Here is a 24,441-nt window from a genome sequence, read left to right on the forward strand (position 1 = left end):
CGACCATGACGCAATTCGACGCCACCCCCGCCCTGCACACCGGCACCCCGGTGGTCACCTCGCTGGAGGTCGTGCCCGTCGCCGGCCAGGACAGCATGCTGCTCAACCTGAGTGGCGCCCATGGCCCCTACTTCACCCGCAACGTGCTGATCCTCAAGGACAGCGCAGGCCGCACCGGCGTCGGCGAGGTCCCCGGCGGCGAGAGCATCCGCCAGACGCTGGAAGACGCCCGCCAGTTCCTGATCGGCCAGCCGCTGGGGCAGTACCAGCGCATCCTCGGCCAGGTCCGCCAGGCCTTCGCCGGGCGTGATGCAAGCGGTCGTGGCCTGCAGACCTTCGACCTGCGCATCACCATCCACGCCGTCACCGCCCTGGAAGCCGCCCTGCTCGACCTGCTCGGCCAGCACCTGGAAGTGCCGGTCGCGGCCCTGCTCGGCGAAGGCCAGCAGCGCGACGCCGTGGAGATGCTCGGCTACCTGTTCTATGTCGGCGACCGCAACAAGACCACCCTGGACTACCGCAGCGAAGCCGAGAGCGACGATGCCTGGTTCCGCGTGCGCAACGAAGAGGCCCTGACGCCCGAGACCGTGGTGCGCCTGGCCGAGGCGGCCTACGACCGCTACGGCTTCAAGGACTTCAAGCTCAAGGGCGGCGTGCTCAGCGGCGATGCCGAGATCGAGGCGGTCACCGCCCTGGCCGAGCGCTTCCCCGAGGCGCGCGTGACCCTGGACCCCAATGGCGCCTGGTCGCTCCAGGAAGCCATCCGCCTGTGCCGCGACCAGCACCAGGTGCTGGCCTATGCCGAGGACCCCTGTGGCGCCGAGAACGGCTATTCCGGACGGGAGGTGATGGCCGAATTCCGCCGCGCCACCGGCCTGCCCACCGCCACCAACATGATCGCCACCGACTGGCGCCAGATGGGTCACGCCATCCAGCTGCAATCGGTGGACATCCCGCTGGCCGATCCGCACTTCTGGACGATGCAGGGCTCGGTGCGGGTGGCGCAGATGTGCAACGACTGGGGCCTGACCTGGGGTTCGCACTCCAACAACCACTTCGACATCTCCCTGGCCATGTTCACCCACGTCGCCGCCGCGGCGCCGGGCAAGATCACCGCCATCGACACCCACTGGATCTGGCAGGACGGCCAGCGCCTGACCCGGCAACCGCTGGAGATCAAGGGCGGCCTGGTCGCGGTGCCGCAGCAGGGTGGCCTGGGCGTGGAGCTGGATCTGGATGCCCTCGCCCGCGCCCACGAGCTGTACAAGACCAAGGGCCTCGGCGCGCGGGACGACGCCATGGCCATGCAATTCCTCTCGCCCAACTGGACCTTCGATAACAAGAAGCCCTGCCTGGTGCGCTGAGGCGCCCCAGCCCGCCAGCAGCGCCCGCTCCGGAATCTCCGGGGCGGGCGCTGTTTCCGTTTCCAGCGTCTGACATATCGGATCACAGTCACCGATAGCCTGCTAAGCGTTCGTTAAGCTCACCGGATCGACACTGAACTCACGGTATCTCGCACCCCTGCCCGATACCCCCGCGCTTCCAGTCACTTTCGTATCCGGGAGAAGCACATGAACCTCAACCGTCGTATCGCCAAGAGCCTTCTCGTCCTGACCATCGCCTCGGTGTTTTCCACCGCCGCCCTGGCCGACACCCGGCCCGACGCCGCCACCCAGTAGGTCGCCACCCTGCCGGCGATCGCCCAGCAGGGCCAGCAGGCCTTCATGGACGTGGTCGCCACCCGCCAGGACCTCTACGAAGGCCATGTCGATCAGGCCAAGCAGCAACTGGGCGCCGCCGAAGGCGCGCTGCAGACCGCCCAGACCGACAAGACCGCCTACCTCAAGTCGCCCAGGGAGCTGCGGGGTCAGGAGGGCAAACTCACGCAGGTAGCCGCGCAGGACGCCAAGGCCACGGCCTGGCTGCCGATCTGGCGCGGCATGGCGCTGCGTGACAACCATGTCGCCCCCCGGCCAAGAACCAGGCCGTGGCCCAGGCCAACGAGAAGATCCAGCAGGGCGACACCCAGGGCGCCGGCGAGACCCTCAAGTTGGCCGGGGTCGACGTGGACTACTCGACCGCGGTACTGCCAGCCCAGGAAACCCTGGACCTGGTGCGCAGGGCCAACCAGGAACTGGGCCACGAGCAATACTGGCAGCCCAACCTGACGCTCAATCAGGTGCAGAACAGCCTTAGATACGACAACGCCAATGTCGACGTGACCCCCACCAGCTGGTTCTCCAGGACCACCACGGTCTTCACTCCGGTCGACAAGACCTGAGCCGGTCACGGACACCCGAGACCGCACGGAATCGTTAACTTCAGCGTAACGATTCCGCCCTCAGGTTGATTGAACGCCTGGGAGGCGAGGGCTAGGGTGACTCCACGACAGGTGATTCGTGGAGACCCCAATGACAACGACATCCTCCCCACCGGCTCGGATCGCCAGGCGCCGCAGCGACAAGCAGCAGCGCCTGGACCGGGTGGCCGCGCTGGCCGATGGCAAGGTGCTGCCCACCGCGTCCATCGTCGCGGCCCTGGAACAGCTGCTTGCCCCCGGCGACCGGGTGGTGCTGGAAGGCAACAACCAGAAGCAGGCCGACTTCCTTTCCCGCAGCCTCGCCCAGGTCGATCCGGCCCGGCTGCACGACCTGCACATGATCATGCCCAGCGTGGGTCGCGCCGAGCACCTGGACCTCTTCGAACGCGGCATCGCCCGCAAGCTGGACTTCTCCTTTGCCGGCACCCAGAGCCTGAGGATCAGCCAGCTGCTGGAAGACGGGCTGCTCGAAGTCGGTGCCATCCATACCTATATCGAACTCTATGCCCGGCTGCTGGTGGACCTGATCCCCAAGGTGGTGCTCAGCGCCGGCTTCATGGCCGACCGCGCCGGCAACATCTACACCGGCCCCAGCACCGAGGACAGCCCGGCGCTGATCGAGCCGGCGGCCTTCAGCGACGGCATCGTCATCGTCCAGGTCAACCAGCTGGTGGACGACGTGTCCGAATTGCCGCGGGTCGACATCCCGGCGGACTGGGTGGATTTCGTGGTGGTGGCCGATCGGCCCTTCTATATCGAACCGCTGTTCACCCGCGATCCGCGCCACATCAAGCCGGTGCACGTGCTGATGGCGATGATGGCCATCCGCGGCATCTATGAACGCCACCAGGTGCAGTCGCTCAACCATGGCATCGGCTTCAACACCGCGGCCATCGAACTGATCCTGCCCACCTACGGCGAGCGCCTGGGTCTCAAGGGCAAGATCTGCCGGCACTGGACGCTCAATCCCCATCCCACGCTGATTCCCGCCATCGAGAGCGGCTGGGTGGAGAGCGTGCACTGCTTCGGCACCGAGCTGGGCATGGAGGGCTATATCGCCCAGCGGCCGGACGTCTTCTTTACCGGACGCGACGGCTCGCTGAGATCCAACCGGCTGCTCTGCCAGTTGGCCGGCCAGTACGCCGTGGACCTCTTCATCGGCGCCACCCTGCAGGTGGACGGCGACGGTCATTCCTCCACCGTGACGCGTGGTCGTCTCGCCGGCTTCGGTGGCGCGCCCAACATGGGCCATGATCCGCACGGCCGGCGTCATCCCACCCCGGCCTGGCTGGACATGCGTCAGCAGACCGGCGACGGCGCCCCAGCGCTCCTGGAGCGTGGCAAGAAGCTGGTGGTGCAGATGGTCGAGACCTTCCAGGAAGGCGGCAAGCCCACCTTCGTCGACACCCTGGATGCCGTGGAGGTGGCGCGCAAGAGCGGCATGCCGCTGGCGCCCATCATGGTCTATGGCGACGACGTCACCCACCTGCTCACCGAGGAAGGCATCGCCTATCTCTACCGCGCCCGCTCCCTGGAAGAGCGCCGGGCGATGATCGCCGCCGTGGCCGGGGTCACCGCCATCGGCCTGCGCAGCGATCCGGTCGAGGCCCGGCGGCTGCGCCAGGAAGGCCTGGTGGCCCTGCCCGAGGACCTCGGCATCCGCCGCACCGATGCGAGTCGCGAATTGCTCGCCGCCAAGAGCATCGGCGAACTGGTGGAATGGTCCGGCGGCCTCTATCAACCCCCGGCCAAGTTCAGGAGCTGGTGATGCGCGCCCTCGCCCGCCGTACCTCATCGCCCGCCGAGCGCCTGGCCGAGCTGGCCGTTTCCGCCCTGGTGGACGAAGCCGAACTCTCGCCCAAGCCGGCCCTGGTGGATCGCCGTGGTCAGGGCGCCCACAGTGACCTCAGCCTCGGTCTGATGCTGACCTCGGCCCAGGCCCTGCGGCCCTGTTTCCAGGCCATGGCCGAAGCCGCCGAGCGGGGGCTGCCCGCCGCCGAACTGCGCCGCCTGATCGGCCAACTGGGGCGTGACGGCGAAGCCGCCATGCTGCAGGTCACCCACGGGGTCAACACTCACCGCGGCGCCATCTGGGCGCTGGGGCTGCTGGTGACGGCGACCGTGCATGAGCGTCCGGCTTCCGCCCAGGCGCTGTGCCTGGCGGCCGGTCGCCTGGCCAGCCTGCCCGATCCGGACGCGCCCCAGGCGGCGCCCAGCCATGGTCAGCGCGTCGCCCAGCGCTATGGCGTCGGCGGCGCCCGGGCCGAGGCCGCCGCGGGCTTTCCCGCCATCCACCAGCGCGGTCTGCCGCAGTTGCACGCCAGCCGCCAGGCCGGCGCGGGCGAACAGAACGCGCGCCTGGATGCGCTCCTGGCGATCATGACCCGGCTGGACGATACCTGCGTGCTGCACCGGGGCGGCCCTGCGGCCCTCACCACCATGCAGCAGGGCGCCCGCGCCGTGCTGCATGCCGGGGGCAGCGCCAGTCTCGCCGGGCGGCGCCAGCTGCTGACCCTGGACCGCCAGTTGCTGGCCGCCAATGCCTCCCCTGGCGGCGTCGCCGATCTGCTGGCCGCCACCCTTCTCGTCGATCGCCTGGAGCCGCGGCTCCCTGGAGACCTCTGATGGAACACTTCACCTGCCGCTATCCGGCCAGCCAGCGTCGCCAGGGCCGCGCCCTGGTGGGCTGCGTCGGCTCAGGGGACCTGGAGGTCCTGCTCGAACCCGCCAACGCCGACTTCACCCTCAAGGTGACCACCTCGGTCAACGGTAGCGAACCGCGCTGGCGTGCCCTCTTCGACCGGCTGTTCGCCACCCGCGAGGACCTGCCGGCCCTGACCCTGGACATCCATGACTTCGGCGCCACCCCGGGCGTGGTGCGCCTGCGCCTGGAGCAGGGCCTGGAAACCCTCGACCTGGAGGACAGCACCCATGGCTGAAGCCCCTCTTCCCGATGTCCAGGAGCTGCTGCACAGCCGCAGCTTCGTCGAACTCGGCGCCCGCGAGCGGGCCCGTGTGGTGCTCGATGCCGGCAGCTTTCGCGAGCTGGTTGGCCCCTTCGAACGGCTGATGTCGCCGTGGCTGCCCAAGCAGGGCATCGTCTGCCAGGCCGATGACGGCGTGGTGGTGGCCAAGGGGCTGATCGACGGCCAGCCCGCGGTGGTCTGCGCCATCGAGGGCGCCTTCCAGGGCGGCAGCATGGGCGAAGTGGGCGGCGCCAAGATCGCCGGGGCCCTGGAGCTGGCGCTGGAAGACAATCTTGCCGGCATCCCGACCCGTGCGGTGCTGCTGCTGGAAACCGGCGGCGTGCGCCTGCAGGAGGCCAATCTGGGCCTGGCCGCCATCGCCGAGATCCAGGCGGCCATCGTCGCCCTGCGCGCGCACCAGCCAGTCATCGGCGTCATCGCCGGCAGCGTCGGCTGCTTTGGTGGCATGTCCATCGCCGCGGGCCTGTGCAGTCAGCTGATCGTCACCCGCGAGGCACGCCTGGGCCTCAACGGTCCCCAGGTGATCGAGCAGGAAGCCGGCATCGAGGAATACGACTCCCGTGACCGCCCCTTCATCTGGAGCCTGACCGGCGGCGAGCAGCGGGTCGCCACGGGCCTGGCCGATGTCTTCGTCGCCGACGACAGCGCCGCCGTGACCGCCGCCATCCGCCAGGGCTTCACCCGGGGCGTTGCCGGCGCCTTGCGCAGCGAGCAGGCCGACCACTACCTGGCGCGCCTCGCCGATCTCGACACCCGTCCCCAGGCGGACGCCGCCGCGGTCCGCCACCTCTACGCCGGAGACCAGCCATGAGCACCCAGCCTTCGCAACGCGGCCTGACCTGGTTCCAGGCGCTGGCCGGCCAGGGCGAGACCGTCAGCGGCCTGCCCGCCTCCCTGCGCGTCGCCGACCTCGATCTGGCCGGACGCCCCGCGCGCTGGCTGGCGGTGGTAGCGGACGCCGGCAATCCCTTTCCCCGCGCCCGCCAGGGCGAGGTGGGCCTGCTGGAGGGCTGGGGCCTGGCCCGGGCCATCCGGCAGGCCATCGAAGAGGATGGTGACGCCGCAATGAAACGCACCCTGATCGCCCTGGTGGACGTGCCCAGCCAGGCCTACGGTCGCCGCGAGGAAGCCTATGGCATCCACCAGGCCCTGGCCGGAGCCGCGGGCGCCTATGCCGAGGCACGCCTGGCGGGGCACCCGGTGCTGGGTCTGCTGGTGGGCAAGGCCATGTCCGGCGGCTTTCTCGCCCATGGCTACCAGGCCAATCGCCTGCTGGCCCTGCGCGATCCCCAGGTGCAGGTGCATGCCATGGGCAAGGCCTCGGCGGCTCGGGTCACCCTGCGCAGTGTCGAGGAACTGGAACGCCTGGCGGCGGACATCCCGCCCATGGCCTACGACCTGGACAGCTATGCCTCCCTGGGCCTGCTCTGGCGCCAGCTGGAGGTCGGCCAGCCCGACCAGCCCTCGAGCGCAGATCTGCAGGAGGTGCGCCAGGCCCTGGCCGACGCCCAGGCGGATGTCCTGGCCAGCGGTGCCACCGATCTCAGGCTGCGGCTGGACGGCGCCAATCGCGCGGCCTCTCGCGCAGTGCGCGAACGCCTGCGGGCAGGATGGAACGCCTGATGCGCGGGCGCATGGGCCCGTTGGGCTTCGCTGGCGCTCAACCCAACCTACCGGACACCCGCGTAGGTTGGGTTGAGCAACGCGAAGCCCAACACCGACCCCATGACCTCCTCTGGGGCCTGACCCCGGATAGCCTGCCCGCGCACGCCCCCCTCTGGGCGCAACACGTCGCCGAGGCGGGCCTGCCCGTGGTAGTACGCCGGGCGGCGCCTGAGGCAGATCGGCTACCCGTCGGTCTGCGGGGCACCATCCGGGCCGAGCGGCTGGGGGCCTGGCTGGAATCCGCCGCCGTGCGGCGCCGGCGTCCCCCCGAGGGATTGAAGATCACGGCCGGCTGCCGCGATCTGCCGGCCTTCGACACCCTGGCCAGGCTGCAACCGCTATTGGACGGGCTGGACCTGCCCTGGGGTCCTACGGGCGCCGCCGGTTACGAACTGGCCTCCGGCTGGCCGGCGCTGCATGCCGGGAGCGATCTGGATCTGCTGATCCGCTGCGTGGCCCCGCTGCCACGCGAGCAGGCGCGGGTATTGCTGGCGTCCCTGCAGGCGCAGGCGCTGTGCCGCCTGGACATCCTGCTGGAGACCCCCCTCGGCGGCGTGGCGCTGGCCGATTGGGCCGCGAAGGCAGCAAGGGTGCTGCTCAAGACCGCTGCCGGTCCCCAGTTGGTGAGCGATCCCTGGCCAGGGGAGCGCGCCGCATGAGCACCCTCTTCCAGTTTCCCGGCCAGGGCGCCCAGCGTCCCGGCATGCTGCACACCCTGCCCGACGACGCCGAGGTCCGGCGCACCCTGGAGGAAGCGGCCAAGGTGCTGGAAGTCGATCCCCTGAGCCTGGACACCGCCCAGGCCTTGGACCACACCCGCGCCGTCCAGCTCTGCCTGCTGATCGCCGGCGTCGCCACCGCGCGCCTGCTGCTGAGCCGCGGACCGGCGCCACAGCTGGTGGCCGGGCTGTCCATCGGTGCCTATGCCGCGGCGGCGGTGGCCGAGGCCCTGGAGTTCGCCGATGCCCTGCGCCTGGTGGCGCGGCGCGGTGAGTTGATGCAGACGGCCTATCCCGAAGGCTACGGCATGCTGGCGATCCTGGGCTTGGGGCGGGGCGCGGTGGAACGCCTGGTCGCTGACCACCATCGCCCTGCAGCGCCGCTGTATCTGGCCAATGCCAATGCCGAGCGACAATACGTAGTAGCGGGCAGCGATGCCGGCCTGGCCGTGCTGGCCGAAGCCGCGCGCGCCCAAGGTGCCGCAGCGGCCAAGCGCCTGGCCATGAGTGTGCCGTCCCACTGCCCGCTGCTCGCCGAAGCGGCCCAGTCCCTGGACCAGGCCTTCGCCGAGGTCGAGTTACGCGCGCCCCGGCTGGCTTATCTCAGTGGTACGTCCGCGCGACGGCTGGTGCGCGCCGAACAACTGCGTGACGATCTGGCCTTCAACATGGCGCGGCCCATCGAATGGCACGCCACCCTGGAAGCCGCCCGCGAGCGCGGCGTACGCCTGGCCATCGAGCTGGCGCCGGGCAGCGTGCTCTCCCAACTGGCCAGGCGCGTGCTGCCCGCCAGCGGCGTACTGGCCTGGCAGGATACCCACCCCGAGACCCTGGACGCGCTCAGGCGCGAGGAGGCGGCGCGACTGGATTGAGCATTCCCCATACGGCGGCTTCCCTCACCCCAGCCCTCTCCCCAAGGAGGGGGAAAGCGAGAGCGGTGCCAGGCTTCACCCCACCCCAAGCACAACCGAGGACAACAACAATGATTATCTACGGTGTAGCGCTCCTGGCCGTCTGCATGCTTGCAGGCGTCATCATCGGCGACTTCCTGGGCGTCCTGCTCGGGGTCAAGTCCAATGTCGGCGGGGTGGGCATCGCCATGCTCCTGCTGATATGCGCCCGGCTCTACATGGAGCGGCATGGCGGCATGAGCAAGGAATGCGAATTCGGGGTCGGCTTCTGGGGCGCGCTGTACATCCCGGTGGTGGTGGCCATGGCCGCCCAGCAGAACGTGGTCACCGCCCTGCACGGTGGTCCGGTGGCGGTGCTGGCGGCGGTGGGCGCGGTGGGGATCTGCGGGGTGACCATCGCCCTGATCAGCCGCAGCCATCGCGGTGAACCGCTACCGCCATTGCCGGACGCAGCCGTGGCACCCGCGCCAGCGGTCGCCCATGCCGCGCCGGCCGGAGGTCGCTAGCATGAACGACATCGTCACCAAAGCCCTGCAACACAACGGCCTGGTCGCCGCCTTCGCGCTGATCGGCCTGATCATGTGGATCTCGGTGGTCCTTTCGCGCCGACTGACCTTTGGCCGGGTGCACGGCTCGGCCATCGCCATCGTCATCGGCCTGGTGCTGGCCTGGGTCGGCGGGACCGTCACCGGTGGCCAGAAAGGCCTGGCCGACCTCGCGCTGTTCTCCGGTATCGGCCTGATGGGCGGCGCCATGCTGCGCGACTTCGCCATCGTCGCCACCGCCTTCGAGGTCCAGGCCACCGAGGCGCGCAAGGCCGGAATGATCGGCGCCGTGGCCCTGCTGCTCGGCACCGTGCTGCCCTTCATCGTCGGCGCCGCGGTGGCCTGGGCCTTCGGCTATCGCGACGCGGTGAGCATGACCACCATCGGCGCGGGCGCCGTGACCTACATCGTCGGACCGGTGACGGGCGCGGCCCTGGGCGCCAGCTCCGACGTCATGGCGCTGTCCATCGCCACCGGCCTGATCAAGGCGATCATCGTCATGGTGGCCACGCCCGCCTCGGCGCGGCTGCTGGCACTGGACAACCCACGCTCGGCGATGGTCTTCGGCGGCCTGGCCGGTACCGTCAGCGGCGTCACCGCGGGACTCGCCGCCACCGACCGCCGACTGGTGCCCTATGGTGCCCTTACCGCCACCTTCCACACCGGCCTGGGCTGCCTGCTGGGGCCATCGCTGCTGTTCTTCTGCGTGCGGGCACTGGTGGGTTAGCCGCGCGCATACATCCGGCATTCGGCGACGAAGGCCAGCAGATTGGGATCGCGCTCGCGGCTGCGCAGGAAGACCGCGCCGATGCGCTGCTGCAGCCGGTAGCGCGCGGCCAGGGGCAACAGTTTGAGGCGGTTCTGGTAGACCGCCTCGACCCGCCCGGGCAGCAGCGCGTAGCCCACCCCGGAGCTGACCATGCTCATCAGCGAGAAGATATCGTTGACCTGCATGATCACCTCCGGCTCGAAGCCGGCCTGGGCGAACACCTGGCGGCCATCGCGAAAGGTGGCGAAGCCCTGGGTCAGGGTCACGAAGGGCACGCCGGCGAGGTCGCGCAGGTCCACCTCGGCCTGGTCGGCGAAAGGCGAGTCGCTGGGCGCGGCGAGAAAGATGTCGTCGCTGAACAGCTCGACGCTCTCGCAGTCCGCATCCACCACGGCGTCGTCCAGGGCCACCAGCATGGCGTCCAGCTTGAAGTCGTGCAGCTGCTCGGCGAGATCGGCGTTGGAACCCAGCACCAGGTCGATGTTGAGTTCGCTGCGTCTGAGCTTGAGGCCCATGATCAGCTGGGGCACGGTCTTGACCGTCAGCGAATAGAGCGCGCCCAGGCGAAAGCGATCGGCCGAGAAGCCCGCCGCCTGCCGGGTAAGGCGTACCGTCTCGGCCAGGTCCTGCATCAGTCGCTCGGCGCGTGCCTCCAGCACGAAGGCCCCGTCCAGCGGCGTCAGGGTGCGCCCCTCGTGCTTGAACAGCGGACAGCGCAGGGCGTTCTCCAGCGAATGGATGGCGCGGTGCACGCTGACATGGCTTGTGCCCAGCTCGGCGGCGGCCCGCGCCAGGTTGCGGCTGCGCATGAAGGCCAGAAAGATCTCCAGCTTGCGCAGGGTGAGGTCAGCGGTATCGGACATGGCGGCCAGCGGGCGGTGGAAGACAGCTGCCCACCTTGCCCGGATGGGCGGGCGGCGTCGAGTCCCGGCCCGGACTGGCCGTGACCGCCCTCACCCCGTACCCTGCCCTGGCATCATCCCGGGTCTGAGATCTATGCAACTGGAATGGCTGGAAGACTTCATCGAACTCGCGCGTACCCGCAGCCTATCGCGCGCGGCGGAAAATCGCTTTGTCACCCATCCGGCCTTCGGTCGGCGCATCCGCGCCCTGGAGGACTGGTGTGGGGCGCCCCTCATTCGCCGCCAGCAGCCCATCAGCCTGACTCCCGAGGGTCTGCTGTTGCTGGAAACGGCACGGGAAGTCGTCGACCGATTGAGCGAATGCCGCTCGCTGTTTCAGGGTGCCGCCCTGCAGCGCGAACAGCCGATCCGTATCGCCACCGGCCGGACGCTGGCCAGCGACTTCTTTCCGGAGTGGTACGACAGCTTGAGCGCACGGTTCGGCGAGTTTCCCGTATCGCTCATCACCAGTGGCGCCCAGGAAGCCATCGGCCGGCTGGCCGCGGGTGATGCCGACCTGATGCTGATCTTCAGCAGCCCGCTCACCGAGCGCTTGCTGGATCCTGCACGCTTCGAAACCCTGGTCATCGGTCAGGACGAGCTGCTGCCGGTCTGCGTACCGGATGCGGACGGACGACCGCGCTATCGGCTGGAAGACGGCGCCGCTGCGGTGCCCTGGCTGGCCTTCGCGCCTTCGCTGGCACTGCGCGGCGTACTGGCTCGGCATCTCTCCCGGCTGCCGGGCAAGGTGGCCATGCGCATGATCTACCAGGCCGATTCCTATCCGGCCATCCACCAGATGGCGCGCCGTGGACACGGCTTGGCCTGGCTGCCCCGCATGGTGGTGCGCGAGTCCCTGGCTCAGGGCAGTCTGGTGCTGGCGGGATCGACGGAGCTGATCGCCACCTTCGATATCTGCCTGCATCGCTTGCGCGAGCCGCACGATGAACGCCTCGAACATATCTGGCGAACGCTCGCCACGAGCGCCCCATAGCGGTGCACGACAAAATAATCAGCGTCTGAACCCATACGGACAAGCATGACCTTGAGCACCTGTGCCTGGTGGGCCCAGGCCTGTGCCGAAACGGCAATTGAGCCGATACCTAGGCTTGACCCAAGGTTGAGCCTCGATCGTGAAGGCGCTGCCACACCTGGCGGCGCTGCGCCAAGGGGAACCCGGTCATGTCGCACTCCATATCGACCCTTGCCAGCGGCGAGGCCGCCACACCGGCCCGGCATGGCTCCTGGAAGGAAATCTGCGCGGCCGGCATCGGCAATGCCCTGGAATTCTATGACCTGCTGATCTACGGCTATTTCGCCGTGATCATCAGCCGACAGTTCTTTCCAGCCGAGAACGAAACCACTTCGCTGCTCCTGAGCGTGGCCACCTTCGCCATCTCCTTCATCATGCGGCCGCTGGGTGCCGTGGTGCTGGGCTCCTACACCGACCGTCGTGGCCGCAAGGCCTCGCTGACGCTGTCCATCGCCCTGATGATGATCGGCACCCTGCTGATGACCTGCGTGCCTACCTACGGCCAGATCGGCCTGCTGGCCCCCCTGATCGTGATTGTCGCGCGGATGCTGCAGGGATTCTCCAGCGGCGGCGAATTCGGTGCCTGTACCGCCTTCATGGCCGAGAACGCCACCGAGGGTCGTCGCGGCTTCTTCGCCAGCTGGCAGCTGTCCACCCAGGGCCTGGCCACGGTCTTCGCCGCTGGCGTAGCGGCCGTGCTGAGCTATGGGCTCAGTCCGGCGCAGCTGGATGACTGGGGCTGGCGCCTGGCCTTCGGTATCGGCCTGCTGATCGGCCCGATCGGTCTGTATATCCGCCGGCAGATGGACGAAACCCCGGAATTCAAGGCGCTGGCGCGCCGGGAGGGCCCGGAGCCGACCCCGGTGCGGGATCTGCTCAAGGCCGACTGGGCCGTGCTCCTGCTGTGCATCGGCGTGGTGTCCGGCGCCACCGCCTTCAACTACGTGCACAAGCTGTACATGCCCACCTATGCCATGAAGCAGCTGCACATCGCCGCCACTTCCTCCTTTCTCGGCGCCTTCATCACTGGCCTCGCCATCATGCTGATGTCGCCGGTATTCGGCATCCTCTCCGACCGCTTCGGTCGTCTGCGGGTGTTAGGCATCGCCATGACGCTGGTAGGGCTGTCTTCCTATCCGTTGTTCCTGCTGCTCAACGCCCTGCCTTCCATCACCACCCTGCTGTTGGTGCAGGCGCTGGTGGGTGTCCTGATCGCCGCGTCTCTCGGGCCGATCCCGGCGATGCTCGCCGACGCCTTCCCTACCCGTACCCGCGGCTCGGGCCTGTCACTCAGCTACAACTTTTCGGTCACCGCGTTCGGCGGCTTCGCCCCGCTGGTGGTGACCTGGATGATCACCAGCAGCGGCGACAACCTCGCCCCCAGCTACTACGTGATGGGCACCGCCGCCCTGAGCTTGATCTCCATCCTGACGCTGACCCGCACCCGCCGCCATACTCCGGTTTGATCCCCCACCGGGGCCCGCCCCCGGTCTGCCTACCCTCAGGAGCCTGCCATGACCACCCTCGCCCAGATCCGCGCTGGTCTGCCCCGCTATTCCATCGAGGTCGAATTTCCCGACATCGAGCGTTGGAAGACCGGCAACACCGGCATCGACTATGTGCACAGTTTCGACAGCGGCGTCGCAGGCCCCCATGTCGCCATCATGGCCCTGACCCATGGCAACGAGGTCAGCGGCGCCATCGCCGCGAATGAATTGCTGCACCGTGGCATCCGCCCGAGCCGGGGCAAGCTGACTCTGGCCTTTGGTAACGTGGCCGCCTACCACGCCTTCGATCCTGAAGACATCGACGCCACCCGCTACCTGGAGGAGGACATGAATCGCGTCTGGCTGCCTCAGCGGCTGCAGGGGCCGGCAACGACGGCCGATCTGGCCCGTGCCCAACAGCTGCGTCCGTTGATCGACGGAGTGGACTGGCTGCTGGACATCCACTCCATGCACGAGCACTCCGCACCGCTGATGATGACCGGCCCCCTGGAAAAGAGCCTGCGCCTGGCTGCCCAGTTGGGCACCCCGGAATTCGTCATCGCCGACGAGGGCCACCAGAACGGCCGACGCCTACGTGATTTCGGCGGCTTCGGTCAGCCGGATAGCCCGAAGAACGCCCTGCTGATTGAGACTGGCCAACACGTGCTGGCCGTGAGCCGGCAGATCGCGCTCGACTGCGTCGCCCGCTTCCTGCTACTGGCCGAGGTGGTGGACGAGGCCGCGGTGGCTGACCTGCTGCGGGTAGCCAAGCCAATGCGCCAGCGCTTCCTGCGGGTGACCGATGCCATCGTCGCCGACACCCTGGACTTTCGCTTCACCCAGGACTTCAAGGGCCTGGAAACCATCCCCGAGGCAGGCACCCTGATCGCCACCGACGGCGAGCGCGAGATCCGCACCCCCTACGCCAATTGCGTGCTGATCCAGCCCTCGATCCGCCACCTGGGTAGCGGTGTCACCGTCGTGCGCCTGGCGCGGGAACTGGGTGAAGACGAAGCGCCCTGTTGAGGTAGTGGGACGCTGGGCTGCGGTGCCGCCGAGCGCGCTCCGCAGCCCGCCTCGCTACAACCAACCCTTGATCTGCTGGCAGACCGCCGTGGTGGAGATGCCGTAGCGATCATGCAGGGTCGGTAGCGCCCCGGCATCGAGGAAGGCGTCGGGCAGCGCGATCTGGCGGAAGGTGGGCGTCACGCCGTTGCGCAGCAGGGTGGTCGCCACCGCCTCCCCCAGGCCGCCGATCACCGAGTGGTTCTCCGCCGCCACCACCAGCCGTCCCGGCTTGCGCGCCTCCGCCAGGAGGGTCTCTTCGTCCAGCGGCTTGACGGTCGGCACATGCAGCACCGCGACGTCCACGCCATCCGCGGCCAGGGCCTCGGCCGCCTCCAGGGCGCGCATGGTCATCAGGCCGGTGGACACCACCAGCACGTCGCGACCGGGGCGCACCACCTGGGCCTTGCCGAGCTGGAACCGGTAGTCGTAGCGATCCAGCACCAGGGGTACGTTGCCACGCAAGAGGCGCATGTAGACCGGCCCCTGGTGAGCGGCGATGGCCGGCACCGCCTGCTCGATCTCCAGGGCGTCACAGGGGTCGATCACCATGAGGTTGGGCATGGCGCGAAAGATCGCCAGGTCGTCGGTGGCCTGGTGGCTGGGGCCGTAGCCGGTGGTCAGCCCGGGCAGGCCGCAGACGATCTTGACGTTGAGGTTCTCTTCGGCGATGGCCATGCAGATGAAGTCGTAGGCACGCCGCGAGGCGAACACTGCATAGGTGGTGGCGAAAGGCACACAGCCCTCGCGCGCCATGCCGGCGGCGGCGCTCATCAGCAGCTGCTCGGCCATGCCCATCTGGTAGAAGCGCTCGGGATGCGCCTTGGCGAAGACGTGCAGGTCGGTGTACTTGGCGAGGTCGGCGGTGAGGCCGACGATGTCCTGGCGCCGTTCGGCCAGGGCCGCCAGGGCATGACCGAAAGGGGCCGGCCGCGTCGGCTGGCCCTCGGCGGCGATGCTGGCGATCATCGCCGAGGTGGTCAGGCGTGGCTTGGTGGTAGCGGTGCTGATAGTCATCAGAAGTCCCTCCCGGCATCCAGGGCGTCGAGGGCCAGGGCCCATTCGTGCGCCTCGACGCGGATGAAGTGAGTCTTGTCGCGGGTTTCTAGGAAGGGCACGCCCTTGCCCATGCGGGTATCGCAGAGAATGATCCGGGGCTGCCGGCCCGGGTGCTGGCGGGCGCGGTCGAAGGCGGCGACCAACGCCTCCCGGTCGTTGCCGTCGACGCGCTGGACGAACCAGCCGAAGGCCTGCCAACGCTCGGCCAGGGGTTCGAAGGCCAGGATCTCGCGGCAGTGGCCGTCGGCCTGCTGGTTGTTCACGTCCACCAGGGCGATGAGATTGTCCAGCTGCCAGTGGGAAGCCGACATGGCCGCTTCCCAGGTGGCGCCTTCGTTGAGTTCCCCATCGGACAACAGGTTGTAGACGAAGGCGCTGGACTGCTTGCGCTTGAGGCCGAGACAGGCACCCACGGCGATGCCCAGGCCCTGGCCGAGGGAACCACCGGTGATCTCCATGCCGGGGGTGTAGGCGGCCATGCCCGACATGGGCAGGCGGCTGTCGTCGCAGCCATAGCTCTCCAGCTCGTCTAGCGGCACGATCCCGGCCTCGATCAGCGCGGCGTAGAGGGCGATGGCGTAGTGGCCGATGGACAGGTAGAAGCGGTCGCGCCCTTCCCACTCGGGGTCCTGGGGCTGGTAGCTCAGGGCATGGAAGTAGGCGACGGCCAGGACGTCGGCGACGCCCAGGGCCTGGCCGACATAACCCTGGCCCTGGATCTGGCCCATGCGCAGGGCATGGCGGCGGATGTTGTGGGCGCGCTCGGCCAGCGAGCGCGGTGCGAGTTGTGGCGTAGGAGCGGTCATGATCTGTACCTCGATTAGCGATTGACCAGGGCGGCGGGAATGCGCAGGACCAGCGTGGCGCCGATCACCAGCACCCCGGTGATGAGGAACATGCCGATGGCGCTGGAGCCGGTGCTGGTGGTGATCCAGCCGATCAGGTAGGGCGAGCAGAAGCCGGCCAGGTTGGCGAAGCTGTTCACCGCGGCGATGCCGGCCGCGGCGGTGACCCCGCCCAGCAGCGTGGTGGGCAGCATCCAGAACAGCGAGGACGCGGAGAGGATGCCGGCCGCCGCCAGGCACAGGCTGAGGATCGACAGGGTGACGTTGTGGCCGAAGACCGCGGCGAGACTGAGGCCGCAGGCGCCCAGCAGCATGGGAACCACCAAGTGCCAGCGGCGCTCGCGGTGCTTGTCCCCGCTGCGCCCGGCCAGCAGCATGGCGACGATGGCGCACATATAGGGCAGGCTGGTGAGCAGGCCGATGTGCAGCGGGTCGGCGACCCCCGAATTGCGCACCAGGGTCGGCAGCCAGAAGGTGATGGCGTACTGGCCCATGACCACGCAGAAGTAGATGGCGGCCAGCAGCCACAGCCGGCGATCACCGATGAAGTCGCGCACGCTGGCGTGCTCGGTCTTGTGCTGGTTGTCCTCGGCCAGTTCCTTCTGGATCAGCGCCTTTTCCTCGTCGTCCAGCCAGGTCGCCTGGTGCACGCCGTCCTTGAGGTAGCCCAGCACCATCAGCCCCACCAGCACCGTGGGTATGGCTTCGATGACGAACATCCACTGCCAGCCGGCCCAGCCGTGGACGCCGGCGAACTGATTCATGATCCAGCCCGACAGCGGCCCGCCGATCATGCCCGACAGGGGAATGGCGACGAACCAGAGCACCGTCATGCGGGCGCGGCGGTAGGTGGGAAACCAGTAGGTGAGATACAGCAGCAACCCCGGCGCCAGGCCCGCCTCGGCCACGCCGAGCAGGAAGCGCAGCAGATAGAACTGCCAGGCCGTCTCGACGAAGGCGAACAGCCCCGAAAGGATGCCCCAGGTGATCATGATGCGGGCGATCCAGCGCCGGGCGCCAACCTTGTGCAGGATGATGTTGCTGGGTACCTCGCAGAGAAAATAGCCGAGGAAGAACATGCCGGCGCCGAGGCCGTAGACGGCTTCGCTCAGGGCCAGGTCGTTCATCATCTGCAGCTTGGCGAAGCCGACGTTGACCCGGTCCAGATAGGCGCAGAAGTAGCACAGCATCAGGAAGGGCATCAGCCGCCAGGCGGTCTTGCGATAGGCAGTGGCGCGCGCCGAGGTGGCCGCTGCCAGGGTGAGCGTAGTCATGGTCTGATCTCTTGTTGTTATGGGCGCCGCAGCCGCGGGCGCCCTCTTCGATGCAGAGCGCTGAGAACGAGGGAGCGATCAGTGGATCAGCATGCCGCCATTGACGTCCAGGGTGACGCCGGTCAGGTAGCTGGAGAGATCGCTGGCCAGGAACAGCGCGGCGTTGGCGACGTCCTTGGGCTCGCCCAGGCGGCCCAGCGGGATGCCGTCGATGATCGACTGGCGGCGCTCGTCGTGCATCAGCCCGCCGGTGATATCGGTCTGGATCAGGCCGGGCGTCAGGGCATTCACGCGGATGCCGTCCGGCCCGAATTCCCTCGCCATGGCCCTGGTCAGGCCCAGCACCCCGGCCTTGGCGGCGCTGTAGTGCGGACCGCCGAAGATGCCACCGCCACGCTGGGCGGAGACCGAGGATAGGCAGACGATGCTGCCGCCACCCTGCGCGCGCATGGCCGGGATCACCGCCTGGGACATCAGCAGGGTGCCGCGCAGATTGACGTCGAGGATGCGGTCGTAGTCGGCGCGGCCGATGTCCAGGGTCTTCACCGGCTGGGTGATGCCGGCATTGTTGACCAGCACATCGAGACGACCGTACTGGGCGAGCGCCTGGTCGACCGCGGCCCTGACCTGGGCCTCGTCGGCCACGTTGGCCGCCAGGCCCAGGTGACCTTCGCCGAGACTGGCCGCGGCATCGCGGGCGGCACTGGCATCGAGGTCGAGGATGATGACCCGCGCGCCCTGGGCGGCGAAGGCCTGGGCCGTAGCCCGACCGATGCCACGCGCGGAGGCGGCGCCGGTGACGAGGGTGATCTTGTCTTGCAGCAGCAAGGAGTGCAGGGGCATGACGCTATCCTTCTTGTTGTTGTGGAGGGCTGTCGCTGAGGCCCAGAGTGCCCCTGCCCCAGGCCCCCAGCAACGCAGCCTGCGTCAGACCGTGCTGAATAAAATTCATGCCTGCGGCTTGGCAGCCGGGCCAGGTCTCTCGACAATCAGCCTCAAACTCGCCACAGGAGCCGCGCCCCATGGATTCCGGCAAGACGCTTTCCCTGCCACCGCTGAAAGCCCTTCAAGCCTTCGAGCAGACCGCCCGCTTCGCCAACGTCGCCCGCGCCGCCGAGCAGCTGGCGCTGACGCCCTCGGCGGTCAGCCATCAGCTGGCCAAGCTGGAAGCCCTGGTGGGGCGCGCCCTCTTCGTCCGCGGTGCGCGCGGCATGACCCTGACCCCGGCCGGGGAGCAATACCTCGAAGAGGTCAGCGAGGTGCTGCACCGGCTGGCCATGGCCACGGATCGCGCGGCCAGCGATGCCGGCCTGGAATGCCTGCGCCTGCACTCGGCGCCGAGCTTCGGCCTGCTCTGGTTGATGCCACGGCTGGAGCTGTTCCGCCAGAGTCATCCCGACCTGCAGATCAATCTCTCCTGCTCCTACGAATCCCTGCACTTCAGCCGCGACAAGGTCGACCTCGACATCCGCCACGGCCTGCCCAGCTGGCCGAACCTGGAGATCCGCACCCTGCAGCGCGAACGCCTGGCGGTCCTGGCCGCACCGCACTTGCTGGAAAAACGCCCGGTCCACTCGCCGGCGGATCTGCTGCACAGTGAGCTGATCCTGTCCGAGGCCACCCTGATGAAGTGGCCCAACTGGTTCGCCCAGCAGGGCCTGGCGCTGCCGGAACGACCCTACACCCTGAGCTTCGATCGCTCCTACATGACCTTGGAAGCCGCCCGCCATGGCCTGGGCTTCGCCCTGGAGAGCACGGTGCTGGCGGCGGACTATCTGGCCCGGGGCGATCTGGTGCGGGTACTGCCACAGGACGACGACCTGCCGGTGGCCGCGCACCACCTGGTGTTTCCCCGGGCGCACTCGCGCTACGGCCGGGTGCGCCGCTTTCTCGACTGGCTGCAACAGGAGCTGGGGCAGCCCTTCGAGTATTAGCCTGCCTGCAGCCGCTCCCGGAGCAAGGCGACGAAGGCCTGAGCCGCCGGGGTGAGACTGCGGCCGGCGGGAGTGAGGATGCCGAGCGGGCGGGCCAGGCTCTCGCCGCGCACCGGCAGGGCCACCACCGCGGCCTCTCCACCCGCCGATTCCGGCAGCAGGGCCAGGCCCTGCCCGGCTGCCACCAGGGCCAGCAGGGTGCTCATGTAGTTGGCCTCCAGTGCCGCCACCAGGCGCAGGCCGGCGGCGGCGAAGGCGAAATCCAGGCATTCGCGGACGCTGCTGTCGCGGCCGGTGAGCAGCAGGGGCACGGCGTCGAGTTCGGCCAGGGCGATTTCGGCGCGGCCGGCCCAGGGATGGTCGCGGGGGACGAACAGCTGCAGGTGATCGACGTACAGCGGCTGGAAGGCCAGGCCCACGGCCCGTGGCCGGACGCCGACGCCCAGATCCACCTGCCCTTCCCTGACCAGCGCCTCGACCCTACCGGCCACCCCATCCTGCAGGCGGATCTCGATGGCCGGATGGCGGGCCTGGAAGGTCTTCAGCAACTCGGGAAAGGGCCCCATGAAGAACGACGGCAAGGCCGCCAGGGTGATGCGTCCCCGGCGCAGGCCGGCCAGGTCCCTCGCGTGGGTCTGGACATCGCCCAGGTCCACCAGGATGCGCTCCAGGGGTCCGCGCAGTTCTTCCCCGGCGGTGGTCAGCTGGACCCGCCGCGGGGTGCGCTCCAGCAGCTGCACCTCCAGCCAGGCTTCGAGTTGCTGGATCTGCACGGTGAGCGCCGGAGGGGACAGGTGCAACTCCTCGGCCGCGCGGGCGAAGGAGCCCTGGCGGGCCACGGCGAGAAAGGCCTGCACGTGCTGGAGCAGATTCTTCATTTTGTTTTTCTGAACGCTGCTTCGGAAGATTCCAATTTACAGGACGTCGGGCGTCTTCGAATACTGGACCTACAACAACAAAACCTCCCGTGCGCCCGCCTGCCGCGCCACGGTCCAAGGAGTCCGCCATGCTCGCCCTGCTCGGTGTCGTCACCATTCTCGCGTTGCTCGTCGCGGTCATGAGCAAACGCGTCTCGCCCCTGGTCGCCCTGATCGTCATCCCCATCGCCGCCGCCCTGATCGGTGGCTTCGGCCTGGGCACCAGCGCCTTCATCATCGCCGGCATCAAGGGTGTCGCCCCGGTGATCGGCATGTTCGTCTTCGCCATCCTGTTCTTCGGCATCATGACCGACGCCGGGATGCTCGATCCCATCATCGACCGCATCCTGCGCACCGTCGGCACCCGGCCGACGCGCATCGTCTGCGGCAGCGCCCTGCTCGCCCTGCTGGTGCACCTGGACGGCTCCGGCGCGGTGACCTTCCTGGTGACCATCCCCGCCATGCTGCCGCTCTATACCCGCCTGGGGCTGGATCGGCGCATTCTCGCCTGTGTGGCCGCCATGGCCGCCGGGGTCAATTTCCTGCCCTGGACCGGGCCGGTGCTGCGCTCCTCCGCCGCCCTGCACGTGCCGGTGGCCGAGCTCTTCCAGCCGCTGATCCCGGTGCAGCTGGTGGGCCTGGCCTTCGTCTTCGCCAGCGCCTGGTGGCTCGGTCGGCGCGAGGAGAAGCGCCTGACCCTGGCCGGCCAGGCGCCCTGGCTGGCCGACGGTGGGGCTGGTGCCGCGCCGGAGCGGGTGCTCAGCGAGGCCGAGCGTGCCCTGCGTCGCCCTGGGCGCTTCTGGATCAACCTGCTGCTGACCCTGGTGGTGATGGGGGTGATGATTGCCGGCTGGGTCGATCCGGTGGTGATGTTCATGCTCGGCACCGTGGCCGCGCTGTGCCTGAACTACCCCTCGGTGGACGCCCAGAAGGCACGCATCGACGCCCACGCCAAGACCGCCCTGACCATGGCCAGCATCCTCTTCGCCGCCGGGGTCTTCACCGGCATCATGCAGGGCAGCGGCATGCTCAAGGCCATGGCCCAGGTGGCGGTGGCGGGCATCCCGGCTGGCCACGGGCAATTGATCCCGGCAGTGGTGGGCTTCCTGTCCATGCCGCTGAGCCTGCTGTTCGACCCGGATTCCTTCTACTTCGGCGTGATGCCGGTGATCGCCGAGGTCGGCCGCAACCTGGGGGTCGACCCGGTGCAGGTGGCCCAGGCCTCGCTGCTCGGGGTGCACACCACCGGCTTCCCGGTCAGCCCCCTGACCCCGGCGACCTTCCTGCTGGTGGGCCTGTGCAAGCTGGACCTGGCCGATCACCAGCGCTTCACCATCCCCTTCCTGTTCGCGGCCTCGGTACTGATGACCCTGACCGCCCTGCTCCTGGGAGTCTTCTAGATGAGCCGTCTTCTTCGCATCGGCTGCGGCGCCGGCTATTCCGGTGATCGCATCGAACCCGCCGTGGAGCTGGCCGAGCATGGCCGCCTCGACTACCTGGTGTTCGAATGCCTGGCCGAACGCACCATCGCCCTGGCGCAACAGGCGCGACTGGCCGACCCCGAGGCCGGTTTCGATCCGCTGCTGGAGGCACGGATGCGTCGCATCCTGCCGCTGCTGCGCCAGGCCGGGCGAGCGCGCCTGCGGGTGATCACCAACATGGGCGCCGCCCATCCCTCCGCCGCGGCGCGCAAGGTCGCGGCCCTGGCGCGGGAGCTGGGTGTCACCGGGCTGAAGATCGCTGCGGTGGCCGGCGACGACGTGCTGGCCCAGTTGCCCGCCGACGCCCTGCTGGACAGCGGCCAGACCCTGGCCGAGCTGGGTGACCGGGTGATCTCGGCCAACGCCTACCTGGGCGTGGAAGGCATCGTCCAGGCCCTGGCGGCGGACGCCGACGTCATCGTCACCGGCCGGGTGGCCGATCCTTCGCTGTTCCTCGCGCCGCTGGTGCATGAATTCGGCTGGGCGGCGGACGACTGGGAGCGGCGCGGACGCGGCACCCTGGTCGGCCATCTGCTGGAATGCGCCGGTCAGGTCACCGGCGGCTACTTCGCCGACCCCGGCTACAAGGATGTCCCCGACCTCGCTCGCCTGGGCTTTCCCCTGGCCGAGGTGGACGCCGAGGGCCAGGCGACCCTCACCAAGGTCGCGGGCTCCGGCGGCTGCGTGACCCCCGCGACCTGCACCGAACAACTGCTCTATGAAGTACACGACCCGGCGGCCTATCTGACTCCGGATGTAACCGCGGACTTTTCCGGCGTCGCTCTGCAGCAGTCGGCGCCCGACCGGGTCACGGTCAGCGGTGCGCGAGGCAAGGCGCGCCCCGCGCAGCTCAAGGTCTCGGTGGGTTATCGCGACGGCTGGCATGGCGAAGGCCAGCTTTCCTATGCCGGGCCGGGTGCCCTGGCCCGCGCCCGCCTGGCGGCGGAAGTGGTGCGCGAACGTCTGCGACTCTGCGGCGTACCGGTCCAGGAGCTGCGCTGCGAACTGATCGGCTGCGACGCCCTCCACGGCGCGACGCTGGCCGCGCGCGCCAGCGGCGAACCCTGGGAGGTCCGCTTGCGGGTGGTCGGGCGCTGCGCCAGCCGGGCTGCGGCGGTGCAGATCGGCAACGAGGTGGAAACCCTCTACACCAATGGCCCGGCCGGCGGTGGTGGCGCCACCAAGGCGGTCCGCGAGGTGATCGCCGTGGCGTCGCTGCTGTGGCCGCGTGCGGCCGTCACCCCTACCCTGGAGCTGGAGACGCTGCCATGAAACTGCGCGAGATCGCCCACGTCCGTACCGGCGACAAGGGGGACATTTCGAACATGGCGGTGATCGCCTATCGCCGTGAAGATTTCGAGCGCCTGCGCCGGACGCTCACCGCGGAACGGGTCGCCGCCTGGTTCGCCGACAGCCGACCCGCCGACGCCGCGCCCGTGCGCCGCTACGAACTGCCCGCCCTGGGCGCGCTGAATTTCGTGCTGCCCGGCGCCCTGCGCGGTGGCGTCACCCGCTCCCTGGCGCTGGATGCCCATGGCAAGGGCCTGGGCGCGGCGTTGCTGGATCTGGAGCTGGAGGACTAGCCGCACGGCTCAACCTGGGGTGCCGACACCCGCGCCAGGCAAGCGCGTCAGCAGGATGGTGTCCTTGTCGAGCGGGACCTGGGCGCCCTTGCGTCTGAGCTCGTTGATGGCATGCAGCAGGATCAGATTGACCTGTTCGACCTCGCGCATGTCATCCGCCTTGAGCAGCCGCGACACCCGCACATTGTGATCGGGCTCGATGAGCGTGATCAGCAGGCCGTCACTGCGCCGCTCCAGCTCATGGCGCACGGGTGGATCGAGTTGGGCCAAGCGTTCATGCAACCTGTTCATCTGCAGGCTCCCGAAGGAACGTCACCCACTTCAGGCTAGCCGCCTCGGTGGAGAATGCAAGGCGTCTGTGTCGCCGTGTGATGCCAGGGTCACGGGAGGGTACCGGGTCAGAAAAGCGGCTGAGGTCTGTCACGAAGCTGCCATCAGCTCCCGGCACGCTGGGCGTCTTGACCGCCACGCCGTGGCAGAGGCCCACCCATGGCTACTCGTCCCGCTATCCGCCCGCTCGATCCTTTCGCCATGCCATCGCCGCGGCTGGCGCGGGATACCGCCCCGAGCCACTGCCGCTGCGCTGCGGCGTACGGCCAGCGCATCGCCCTGGCGACCCAGTGGCTGATCGCGCTCGGGCATCGACGAATCCTGCTGGTCACCGCCGGTGAGCCGCCAATCGCCGAATTGCAGGCTCACAGTCAGGTCATGCTGGCGGAGGGGTTACCCCTGTTGCCCTGCATGGAGCTCGATCCGGCAGCCATCCTGTGCGGGCCGGAGCTTGTTGCCCGCCTGCAACGCGCCGCTCCGACCGCCCTCCTCTGCACCCGGCCCACCCTGGTCCGGGCACTCCAGACTGCCCTCTACCATGGCGCGTTGCCCTCGCTGACCGTCACCGGTCCCGAAGCGCGTACCGGGGCTGATAGCGCGTCCTGGCACTAGGGC

At 68.8% G+C, this 24,441-nt stretch carries 25 protein-coding genes and 2 pseudogenes; 20 read left to right on the forward strand and 7 right to left on the reverse strand.

The genetic code is table 11. The annotated features are described in order from the left end of the window. The first annotated feature begins 5 nt into the window (after positions 1–5). The 12 genes and pseudogenes from gudD to madM all read left to right on the forward strand — a co-directional run bounded on the left by gudD (position 6) and on the right by madM (position 9,874). Positions 6–1,364: a glucarate dehydratase gene (gudD, locus tag RCF34_RS01905; RefSeq protein ID WP_308706641.1), complete on the forward strand. Its 1,359-nt coding sequence runs from the start codon at positions 6–8 to the stop codon at positions 1,362–1,364. Between the two features lie 360 nt (positions 1,365–1,724). Next, positions 1,725–1,946 (forward strand): annotated as a pseudogene (locus RCF34_RS22900) (YfdX family protein); the annotation flags it as partial. A 29-nt stretch (positions 1,947–1,975) separates the two neighbouring features. Then, positions 1,976–2,281, forward strand: a pseudogene (locus RCF34_RS01910) (YfdX family protein); the annotation flags it as partial. 130 nt (positions 2,282–2,411) lie between these two features. Next, the gene (mdcA, locus tag RCF34_RS01915) at positions 2,412–4,088 is read left to right on the forward strand and encodes a malonate decarboxylase subunit alpha (protein WP_308706642.1); all 1,677 of its coding nucleotides are present in this window, start codon (positions 2,412–2,414) and stop codon (positions 4,086–4,088) included. After that, the gene (locus RCF34_RS01920; protein WP_308706643.1) at positions 4,088–4,945 is read left to right on the forward strand and encodes a triphosphoribosyl-dephospho-CoA synthase; all 858 of its coding nucleotides are present in this window, start codon (positions 4,088–4,090) and stop codon (positions 4,943–4,945) included. The genes mdcA and RCF34_RS01920 overlap by 1 nt, the downstream gene beginning before the upstream one ends. Further along, positions 4,945–5,259 carry a malonate decarboxylase subunit delta gene (locus tag RCF34_RS01925; RefSeq protein WP_133860715.1) on the forward strand — a complete coding sequence of 105 codons (315 nt, stop codon included), beginning with the start codon at positions 4,945–4,947 and terminating at the stop codon, positions 5,257–5,259. Before RCF34_RS01920 ends, RCF34_RS01925 begins: the two co-directional genes overlap by 1 nt. Next, positions 5,252–6,118: a biotin-independent malonate decarboxylase subunit beta gene (locus RCF34_RS01930; protein WP_308706644.1), complete on the forward strand. Its 867-nt coding sequence runs from the start codon at positions 5,252–5,254 to the stop codon at positions 6,116–6,118. Before RCF34_RS01925 ends, RCF34_RS01930 begins: the two co-directional genes overlap by 8 nt. Beyond that, entirely contained in the window at positions 6,115–6,930 is an 816-nt protein-coding gene (gene mdcE / locus RCF34_RS01935) for a biotin-independent malonate decarboxylase subunit gamma (RefSeq protein ID WP_308706645.1), read from the forward strand. Before RCF34_RS01930 ends, mdcE begins: the two co-directional genes overlap by 4 nt. Next, entirely contained in the window at positions 6,930–7,631 is a 702-nt protein-coding gene (locus tag RCF34_RS01940; protein WP_308706646.1) for a malonate decarboxylase holo-ACP synthase, read from the forward strand. Before mdcE ends, RCF34_RS01940 begins: the two co-directional genes overlap by 1 nt. Next, positions 7,628–8,563: a malonate decarboxylase subunit epsilon gene (mdcH, locus tag RCF34_RS01945; RefSeq protein WP_308706647.1), complete on the forward strand. Its 936-nt coding sequence runs from the start codon at positions 7,628–7,630 to the stop codon at positions 8,561–8,563. The genes RCF34_RS01940 and mdcH overlap by 4 nt, the downstream gene beginning before the upstream one ends. Before the next feature lie 110 nt (positions 8,564–8,673). Then, positions 8,674–9,108, forward strand: coding sequence for a malonate transporter subunit MadL (gene madL / locus RCF34_RS01950; protein ID WP_308706648.1), 435 nt, complete (start codon positions 8,674–8,676; stop codon positions 9,106–9,108). A 1-nt stretch (position 9,109) separates the two neighbouring features. Then, positions 9,110–9,874 (forward strand): malonate transporter subunit MadM, encoded by a 765-nt coding sequence (madM, locus tag RCF34_RS01955; protein WP_059315062.1) that lies wholly within the window; start codon positions 9,110–9,112, stop codon positions 9,872–9,874. Here madM and RCF34_RS01960 read toward each other — a convergent pair. Further along, positions 9,871–10,779, reverse strand: a complete 909-nt coding sequence (locus tag RCF34_RS01960) for a LysR family transcriptional regulator (protein WP_308706649.1) — start codon at positions 10,777–10,779, stop codon at positions 9,871–9,873. The two genes, madM and RCF34_RS01960, sit on opposite strands and share 4 nt — an antisense overlap. Before the next feature lie 133 nt (positions 10,780–10,912). Here RCF34_RS01960 and RCF34_RS01965 point away from each other — a divergent pair, with 133 nt between their 5' ends. The 3 genes from RCF34_RS01965 (at position 10,913) to RCF34_RS01975 (ending at position 14,364) form a co-directional block, all read left to right on the forward strand. Next, positions 10,913–11,812: a LysR substrate-binding domain-containing protein gene (locus tag RCF34_RS01965; RefSeq protein ID WP_308706650.1), complete on the forward strand. Its 900-nt coding sequence runs from the start codon at positions 10,913–10,915 to the stop codon at positions 11,810–11,812. Positions 11,813–12,000: 188 nt separating this feature from the next. After that, positions 12,001–13,317, forward strand: a complete 1,317-nt coding sequence (locus RCF34_RS01970; RefSeq protein WP_308706651.1) for an MFS transporter — start codon at positions 12,001–12,003, stop codon at positions 13,315–13,317. A gap of 48 nt (positions 13,318–13,365) precedes the next feature. Then, positions 13,366–14,364 carry a succinylglutamate desuccinylase/aspartoacylase family protein gene (locus RCF34_RS01975; protein WP_308706652.1) on the forward strand — a complete coding sequence of 333 codons (999 nt, stop codon included), beginning with the start codon at positions 13,366–13,368 and terminating at the stop codon, positions 14,362–14,364. A 54-nt stretch (positions 14,365–14,418) separates the two neighbouring features. Here the strand turns inward: RCF34_RS01975 and RCF34_RS01980 are convergent, their stop codons facing one another. The 4 genes from RCF34_RS01980 to RCF34_RS01995 form a co-directional block, all read right to left on the reverse strand. Continuing rightward, positions 14,419–15,420, reverse strand: a complete 1,002-nt coding sequence (locus tag RCF34_RS01980) for a transketolase family protein (protein ID WP_308706653.1) — start codon at positions 15,418–15,420, stop codon at positions 14,419–14,421. Further along, positions 15,420–16,268 (reverse strand): transketolase, encoded by an 849-nt coding sequence (locus RCF34_RS01985; protein ID WP_308706655.1) that lies wholly within the window; start codon positions 16,266–16,268, stop codon positions 15,420–15,422. The genes RCF34_RS01980 and RCF34_RS01985 overlap by 1 nt, the downstream gene beginning before the upstream one ends. A 14-nt stretch (positions 16,269–16,282) precedes the next feature. Continuing rightward, a complete protein-coding gene (locus tag RCF34_RS01990) occupies positions 16,283–17,581 on the reverse strand; it encodes an MFS transporter (RefSeq protein WP_308706656.1) in 1,299 nt (432 codons plus the stop codon). A 78-nt stretch (positions 17,582–17,659) separates the two neighbouring features. Further along, complete coding sequence (locus RCF34_RS01995; protein WP_308707509.1) at positions 17,660–18,409, reverse strand: SDR family NAD(P)-dependent oxidoreductase; 750 nt, start codon at positions 18,407–18,409, stop codon at positions 17,660–17,662. A 194-nt stretch (positions 18,410–18,603) separates the two neighbouring features. Between RCF34_RS01995 and RCF34_RS02000 the strand changes: the two genes are divergently transcribed. Next, entirely contained in the window at positions 18,604–19,515 is a 912-nt protein-coding gene (locus RCF34_RS02000) for a LysR substrate-binding domain-containing protein (protein ID WP_308706657.1), read from the forward strand. Here the strand turns inward: RCF34_RS02000 and RCF34_RS02005 are convergent. Next, positions 19,512–20,393, reverse strand: coding sequence for a LysR family transcriptional regulator (locus RCF34_RS02005; protein WP_308706658.1), 882 nt, complete (start codon positions 20,391–20,393; stop codon positions 19,512–19,514). The two genes, RCF34_RS02000 and RCF34_RS02005, sit on opposite strands and share 4 nt — an antisense overlap. 128 nt (positions 20,394–20,521) lie before the next feature. On the opposite strand from RCF34_RS02005, the gene RCF34_RS02010 reads away from it, so the two are divergent. The 3 genes from RCF34_RS02010 to RCF34_RS02020 are packed head-to-tail and all read left to right on the forward strand — an operon-like array spanning position 20,522 to position 23,496. After that, positions 20,522–21,832 carry a citrate:proton symporter gene (locus RCF34_RS02010; protein ID WP_308706659.1) on the forward strand — a complete coding sequence of 437 codons (1,311 nt, stop codon included), beginning with the start codon at positions 20,522–20,524 and terminating at the stop codon, positions 21,830–21,832. Next, positions 21,833–23,185 carry an acyclic terpene utilization AtuA family protein gene (locus RCF34_RS02015; RefSeq protein WP_308706660.1) on the forward strand — a complete coding sequence of 451 codons (1,353 nt, stop codon included), beginning with the start codon at positions 21,833–21,835 and terminating at the stop codon, positions 23,183–23,185. Beyond that, on the forward strand, positions 23,182–23,496 hold the full coding sequence (locus RCF34_RS02020; protein WP_308706661.1) for a hypothetical protein: 315 nt from the start codon (positions 23,182–23,184) through the stop codon (positions 23,494–23,496). The genes RCF34_RS02015 and RCF34_RS02020 overlap by 4 nt, the downstream gene beginning before the upstream one ends. A 9-nt stretch (positions 23,497–23,505) precedes the next feature. Here RCF34_RS02020 and RCF34_RS02025 read toward each other — a convergent pair whose 3' ends face one another. Then, positions 23,506–23,787, reverse strand: coding sequence for a hypothetical protein (locus RCF34_RS02025; RefSeq protein ID WP_308706662.1), 282 nt, complete (start codon positions 23,785–23,787; stop codon positions 23,506–23,508). A 198-nt stretch (positions 23,788–23,985) separates the two neighbouring features. Between RCF34_RS02025 and RCF34_RS02030 the strand changes: the two genes are divergently transcribed. Then, positions 23,986–24,438, forward strand: a complete 453-nt coding sequence (locus RCF34_RS02030; RefSeq protein ID WP_308706663.1) for a hypothetical protein — start codon at positions 23,986–23,988, stop codon at positions 24,436–24,438. Positions 24,439–24,441 lie beyond the last annotated feature (3 nt).

It is taken from the genome of Pseudomonas sp. 102515, assembly GCF_031085165.1.
Taxonomy (GTDB): domain Bacteria; phylum Pseudomonadota; class Gammaproteobacteria; order Pseudomonadales; family Pseudomonadaceae; genus Chryseomonas.